Source organism: Micromonospora sp. WMMD736, assembly GCF_049179015.1.
GTDB lineage: Bacteria > Actinomycetota > Actinomycetes > Mycobacteriales > Micromonosporaceae > Micromonospora.
The window spans coordinates 1-6192 of record NZ_JBMHMI010000021.1 but is presented as its reverse complement, the minus strand read 5'-3'; the positions used below and the strand labels follow the sequence as shown (position 1 = coordinate 6192).

The following is a 6192-nucleotide window of genomic DNA, read 5'->3' as shown; positions in this document are numbered from 1 at the left end:
CCGACGAGTTCGCCCGCAACCCGGAAAAGGCGCTGGAGTCCACGCTGACCGGCGGCGGGTTCGCCGAGGCGCTCGAGGACGGCTACGAGGCGCGGCACCGCTCCGCCGACGGTGTCGTCACCCCGCTACGCCGGCCGCGCCGGCGCGGTTTGGGTCACCGCGGTGACTCCTCGGATCCCAGGGTGTCGAAGACTTCGTGATACAGCAGTGAGTGCACCTGCTCGACGCGAGGCACGTCGTAGAACTCCAGGGGGTCCTGGCTCGCCGACTCGATGATCAGGGTGCCGGTGCGCAGCATCCGGTCGACGAGTCCGTGCTGAAACTCGACACTGTTGATCCGCGCCAGCGGGATGTCGATGCCGGCACGGGTGAGCAGACCGCGGCGAAACATCACCCGCCGGTCGGTGATCACGAAGTGGGTGGTCCACCATGACAGGAACGGCCACAGCGTGAGCCAGCCGATGATGACCAGCCAGATCGCGGCGATGACCAGCTGCACCACCATCGTGGCGGTCGGGTCCCAGGCCAGTTGATTCACGTAGCCGGCGACGAACGCGGCGACGGCGCTGGCCGCCAGCAGCACCAACACCGGCCAGATCAGCCGCTTCCAGTGCGGGTGGCGGTGCAGCACCACCTGCTCGTCGGCGGCGAGGACTTTGTCGGGGTAGCCCACGGCCGAGGAGTTTAGTGCGGTGAGATCTCAGTACGCTCCGGACGCGGCGAAAACGGCCTTGGCGGTGCTCATCGCGATGACCAGATCACCGGCCATCGACCAGTTCTCGACGTACGACAGGTCCAGCCGAACGGAATCCTCCCAAGACAGGTCGGAGCGGCCGCTGATCTGCCACAGGCCGGTGATGCCGCAACACCAGGGCACAACACGGCCCCGTCGCTGCGCCCGCTAGCATCAACTGCCATGACGAGCAGCACCGAGCACACCGCCGAGCCGGCGGCTGAGCACCAGATCGACATCCACACCACCGCGGGCAAGCTGGCCGACCTCAAGCGGCGCGCCGAAGAGACCCTGCACCCGGTGGGCGAGGCCGCGGTCGAGAAGGTGCACGCCAAGGGCAAGCTGACCGCGCGTGAGCGCATCCTGGCGCTGCTCGATGAGGACTCGTTCGTCGAGCTCGACGCGCTGGCCCGGCACCGCAGCAAGAACTTCGGCCTGGATGCCAACCGCCCGCTGGGCGACGGTGTGGTCACCGGCTACGGCACCATCGACGGCCGCGACGTCTGCATCTTCAGCCAGGACGCCACCGTGTTCGGCGGGTCGCTCGGCGAGGTGTACGGCGAGAAGATCGTCAAGGTTCAGGAGCTGGCCATCAAGACCGGCCGGCCGCTGATCGGCATCAACGACGGCGCCGGCGCCCGCATCCAGGAGGGCGTCGTCTCCCTGGGCCTCTACAGCAACATCTTCTACAACAACATCCAGGCCTCCGGCGTGATCCCGCAGATCTCGCTGATCATGGGCGCCGCCGCGGGCGGACACGTCTACTCCCCCGCGCTGACCGACTTCGTCATCATGGTCGACCAGACCAGCCAGATGTTCATCACCGGACCCGACGTCATCAAGACCGTCACCGGCGAGGACGTCACCATGGAGGAACTCGGCGGCGCACACACCCACATGGCCAAGTCGGGCACCGCCCACTACGTCGCCTCCGGTGAGCAGGACGCCTTCGACTACGTCCGCGACCTGCTGAGCTACCTGCCGCCGAACAACTACTCCGAACCGCCGCGCTACCCGGCACCGGCGCATGCGGGCGCCATCGAGGACAACCTCACCGACGACGACCTCGAGCTGGACACGCTGATCCCGGACTCGCCCAACCAGCCCTACGACATGCACGAGGTGATCACCCGGATCCTCGACGACGAGGAGTTCCTGGAGATCCAGGCCGGCTACGCCGGCAACATCGTCGTCGGCTACGGCCGCATCGAGGGCCGTTCGGTGGGCATCGTCGCCAACCAGCCCACCCAGTTCGCGGGCTGCCTGGACATCAACGCCTCGGAGAAGGCCGCGCGGTTCATCCGGACCTGCGACTGCTTCAACATCCCGATCGTCATGCTGGTCGACGTGCCGGGCTTTTTGCCGGGCACCGACCAGGAGTACAACGGCATCATCCGGCGCGGTGCCAAGCTGCTCTACGCCTACGGCGAGGCGACTGTGGCCAAGATCACCGTCATCACCCGTAAGGCCTACGGCGGCGCGTACTGCGTGATGGGCTCCAAGGAGATGGGCGCCGACGTCAACGTGGCCTGGCCCAGCGCGCAGATCGCGGTGATGGGCGCCTCCGGCGCGGTCGGCTTCGTCTACCGCCAGCAGCTCAAGGAGGCCGCGAAGGAGGGCCAGGACGTCGACGCGCTGCGCCTGGAGCTGCAGCAGACCTACGAGGACACTCTGGTCAACCCCTACATCGCCGCCGAACGCGGTTACGTCGACGCCGTCATCCCGCCGTCGCACACCCGCGGCTACGTGGCCACGGCGTTGCGGCTGCTGGAGCGCAAGATCACCCAGACGCCGCCCAAGAAGCACGGGAACATTCCACTGTGAGCGGAGCAAGCGACGTGATTGACGAGGCGGCCGGCGAGAAGGCCAACGAGCCACACATCAAGGTGCTCAAGGGCTCACCGCGCCCCGAGGAGCTGGCCGCGCTGATCGCCGTGCTGGGCACCGCATCCGGCGGCGCTCCCGACCCCGGCCCGGTCGACCAGAACCTGTGGGGCCACCCCGTCGACAAGCTGCGCTACGAGCTGTTCAGCTGGCAGCGCATCACCCTGCTGGAACGCACCCACATGCGCCGCTGACGCGGGGTCAGCGCCGTCTCAGTACGGAACGACCGGGGACGTGGTGATGATCCGCGTCCACGGCCCCTCGGGCACCTGACTGTCGTCGACGAACCGCCAGTCCACCCGGTCACTGCTGCCGTTGAGGTCGTTGAAACCCAGGCAGCCGTTGAGCGCCGGTGACACGTCCAGGCCGGCACCGTTGAATCGGGTGCTGGCCGGGCGAACCTGGCCGTCCCCGAACACGTAGGCCGCATCGTCGTAGACGGCCGGGCCGGCGTCCTGGATCTGGCCGTAGCACCGGCGGCCGTTGCGGTGCAGCTCGACCCAACGGTTCTTCATGAAGCTGATGCTCCTGTCGTCTGCTCGGCCGCGGTACGCCGGTTCGTCGGCCCAGGGCACCACATGCCCGCGCATCGCGAAGGCTGCCTCGTTGTTGATGTCGTCGAACGGCAGGTCGAGATAGAACGGATTCTGGCGCGGGGTCATGTTTTTCGGGAAGTACCCGTTGGATGCGTCCCGGGGCTCGGTGTCGCAGACACCGTCGACGATCACGCCGTCGCAGCCGCCGTAGTTCTCATACCAATTGGAGTCGTAGGTGGAGATCATCTGCGAGCCGTCGATCGCCACGGGGTCCAGGATCTCCCCGACCCAGAAGGTCGTCGCGACGATGTCCAGATGCCACGGATACTCGTGGCGCACCGGCTGGGCCGGCGCCTTCCCGACATGGCCGCAGGCCGCGGCGAATATGCCCACCATGACCATCACCCCGAACGCTCGGCACCCGCGTATCACACTCATGGGGCCGATTCTCCCTCAAACATGGCGTAGTCATCGGTCACCAGTTCGCCGTCCTGGGTCAGCGTCAGCCCGAAACTGATCGCGGTGACACCGTCGGGAACCGGCGGCATGGTCCAGCGGGCGAGCTGGAACTGACTGGCGGGCGGGAATTCCGGGCTCGTTGTGCCGTACGCCCACACGCCGCGCGCCAGCCGGTACTGCACCGTGAACGACGTCGGGACCGTCGCGGTATACCAGGCCTCGAGCGTGTACCGCTGGCCGGCTGCCACGCTGGGCGCACAGGTCCCCAAATCGGTTGTCGGCAGCCACTGCGCCGCGCCGTCGATGTGCCCGTCCAGCAGCAGTCGTCCGGCCAGGCTGCCATCCCGGCCGGTGGGCACCACGGAGAACTCGGGAGTGTTGGCGCCGAACCCGCCGCGCATCCAGCAGTCCGGCATTCCGTCGACCCCGGCGGTGTCCATGCCCGGGTTGACCACCGCGTTGACGCCGGGCGGCGCCGGCGCTGCGACCGGACCGCTCACGGCGGGTTGCACCGGGCCACCGATGGCATCGCCCACCGTGCTGACCAGCAGCGTGCCCGCCTGCTGCTGATCGGCCAACCAGTTGACGAACTGCTCGAACTCCCCGACCGGTGTTCCGATGTCGTCGCAGTCGCTGGGGCACACACCGTGGAACGTCATCTGAACCCAGCCTGGCCCAGCGTCAGTGATCAGCCGTTCCATATCGGCTGCGGTCCAGGTGATTGCGACCTGATCGGGCGCACGGGTCAGCATCGGATTCTCCGGTGGCAACTGTTCTGCGGGTTCGCACCACCGGCAGTTCTCGTCGGCGGCGAACGAGTACAGGCCACCGAGGCCGCGGGCGCTGTTGTATCCGCACTCGCGCACCGCCTGTTCGCCGCTCTCAGGCGCCGCGCCGAACGGAAACGCGAAACTACGAACGGGAAAGCCCCACTGCAGCAGGGCGACCCGGTCATCGCAGATCTGGCGCCGCACCTCGTCGACACCGAGGGTGCCTAGGTTCTCGTGATTCAGCGTGTGACCACCGATCTCATGGCCGGCGGCTGCCATGGCGTCGAGGTCGGGCAAGGTGAAATGGTCTGGCGTCCCGACCGTGCCCGAGTTGACGTAGAACGTCCCCGTCAGACCGTACTTGGTCATGATCTCAGCCGCCGTCAATGCCGAGGCCCGGCCGTCATCGAACGTCAACGAGACCACCGTCTGCCCGGGTGCCGGCACCAACGGTATCTCCGAGATCGGCGGCAATTCCGGAGCGGTCCGGGGCTGCACATAGGGATCGACCGGTGCCTGCGCCTCCGACGGTCCCGCTGAATCACTGGTCAACTCGGCCGGAGACGGAGTGCGCAGTTCGATTCCGCACCCGCTGACAGCGAGCACGACAACCAGCGCGACCGCCGAAATCAGTTGTCGCAGCATGCTTTTCCTTCTACTGGGGCGCATGGGCTAGCACCGGTTCGCTCGCTGCGCGCTCCTGCAGCCCGGCGGCGACGGCATGAATGATGTCGTCGAGGCGCGCCGCGGGCTCAAACCCGATCAGCCGCTGGGCCAGCGAGTTGTCCGGGACACGCCGGCGCATGTCTTCGAACCCCTCGCCGTAGGCCTGCTCATAGGGAACCAGGGTGATGGTGCTCGAACTGTCGAGCAGATCGATGGCGCGCTGCGCCAGGTCGATGATCGACACCTCCTGGGGGCCACCGAGGTTCACGGCCCGCCCGTAGGCCCTCGGCTCCTCGCCCAACCGCACCAGCGCGGGCACGATGTCCCCGACGTAGGAAAAGCAGCGGGTCTGCCGACCGTCGCCGAACACGGTCAACGGCTCGCCGCGCAGCGCCTGGCCCACCAGATTCGGCACCACCATGCCGTACCGGCCGGTCTGGCGCGGCCCGACGGTGTTGAACAGTCGCACGATGCTCACCCGAAGGCCGAAGTCGGTCCAATAGGCGTGCGCAAAGGCTTCGTCGATGCCCTTGGCCGCGGCGTAGGTCCAGCGCGAGGTCAGCGGCGAACCCAGGATGCGGTCGGCGTCCTCGGACAGGCTGTCCGCGGTGTTCTTGCCGTAGATCTCGCTGGTGGACGCCAGCACCAGCACGGCGCTGGCGGCGAGGGTGGCGTCCAGGACATTCTCGGTGCCGTGGATGTTCGTCCGCAGGCTTCCCAGTGGGTTTTCGATGATGCGGCGGACCCCGACCGCGGCGGCCAGGTGGAACACCCGATCGGCTCCGGCGATCACCTCATGGACCAGGTCGCGGTCCAGGATCGACCCCTCGATCAGTCGAAATCGGCTGTGCTGCTGGGCCTGTTCGAGGTTGAGCCGCGACCCGGTCGACAAGTCGTCGATGGCCGTGACGGAGTCGCCCAGGCCCAGCAGATGGTCGGCGAGGTGGCTGCCGATGAACCCGGCCCCGCCGGTGATGACAGTTTTCATCTCAGTACTCCAGGTGTCTCGGTCGTGGGTGCTCGTTGGTCGCGCGGTGCAGGGTGTTTCGGCGCCGGGAGCTGTTGGGGTGACGGGGCGGCCTCCAGCGCGCGCCGGGTCGGGCTGATCCAGCTCCCGGTGGATCGTGTGCGCCACGCCATCGCC

Annotated in this window: 7 protein-coding genes and 1 pseudogene; 3 read left to right on the top strand and 5 right to left on the bottom strand. The window is 67.6% G+C overall.

Features of this window, described 5'->3' with window-relative positions:
* Positions 1-200 (top strand): hypothetical protein (locus ACN269_RS32800; RefSeq protein ID WP_421476924.1); only part of this gene is annotated, 200 nt, incomplete at its 5' end.
* Here the strand turns inward: ACN269_RS32800 and ACN269_RS32795 are convergent.
* Both ACN269_RS32795 and ACN269_RS32790 read right to left on the bottom strand, forming a co-directional pair.
* Positions 155-673: a PH domain-containing protein gene (locus ACN269_RS32795; protein WP_421476922.1), complete on the bottom strand. Its 519-nt coding sequence runs from the start codon at positions 671-673 to the stop codon at positions 155-157. The genes ACN269_RS32800 and ACN269_RS32795 overlap by 46 nt on opposite strands.
* A 27-nt stretch (positions 674-700) precedes the next feature.
* Positions 701-862 (bottom strand): annotated as a pseudogene (locus ACN269_RS32790) (sugar transferase); the annotation flags it as partial.
* A 54-nt stretch (positions 863-916) separates the two neighbouring features.
* Here ACN269_RS32790 and ACN269_RS32785 point away from each other — a divergent pair.
* Positions 917-2557, top strand: coding sequence for an acyl-CoA carboxylase subunit beta (locus tag ACN269_RS32785; protein WP_421476920.1), 1641 nt, complete (start codon positions 917-919; stop codon positions 2555-2557).
* A complete protein-coding gene (locus ACN269_RS32780) occupies positions 2554-2811 on the top strand; it encodes an acyl-CoA carboxylase subunit epsilon (protein WP_421476918.1) in 258 nt (85 codons plus the stop codon). The genes ACN269_RS32785 and ACN269_RS32780 overlap by 4 nt, the downstream gene beginning before the upstream one ends.
* 18 nt (positions 2812-2829) lie before the next feature.
* Here the strand turns inward: ACN269_RS32780 and ACN269_RS32775 are convergent, their stop codons facing one another.
* The 3 genes from ACN269_RS32775 to ACN269_RS32765 form a co-directional block, all read right to left on the bottom strand.
* Positions 2830-3591, bottom strand: a complete 762-nt coding sequence (locus tag ACN269_RS32775) for a hypothetical protein (protein WP_421476916.1) — start codon at positions 3589-3591, stop codon at positions 2830-2832.
* Positions 3588-5027, bottom strand: a complete 1440-nt coding sequence (locus ACN269_RS32770; protein ID WP_421476914.1) for a polysaccharide deacetylase family protein — start codon at positions 5025-5027, stop codon at positions 3588-3590. Before ACN269_RS32770 ends, ACN269_RS32775 begins: the two co-directional genes overlap by 4 nt.
* A gap of 10 nt (positions 5028-5037) precedes the next feature.
* Positions 5038-6192, bottom strand: a 1155-nt coding sequence (locus ACN269_RS32765; RefSeq protein ID WP_421476913.1) for an NAD-dependent epimerase/dehydratase family protein, incomplete at its 5' end; no start/stop codon positions are given.

Coding starts and splice junctions, on each gene's coding strand:
- ACN269_RS32785 (WP_421476920.1), top strand. CDS start 917: ATGACGAGCAGCACCGAGCACACCGCCGAGCCGGCGGCTGAGCACCAG.
- ACN269_RS32775 (WP_421476916.1), bottom strand. CDS start 3,591: ATGAGTGTGATACGCGGGTGCCGAGCGTTCGGGGTGATGGTCATGGTG.
- ACN269_RS32770 (WP_421476914.1), bottom strand. CDS start 5,027: ATGCTGCGACAACTGATTTCGGCGGTCGCGCTGGTTGTCGTGCTCGCT.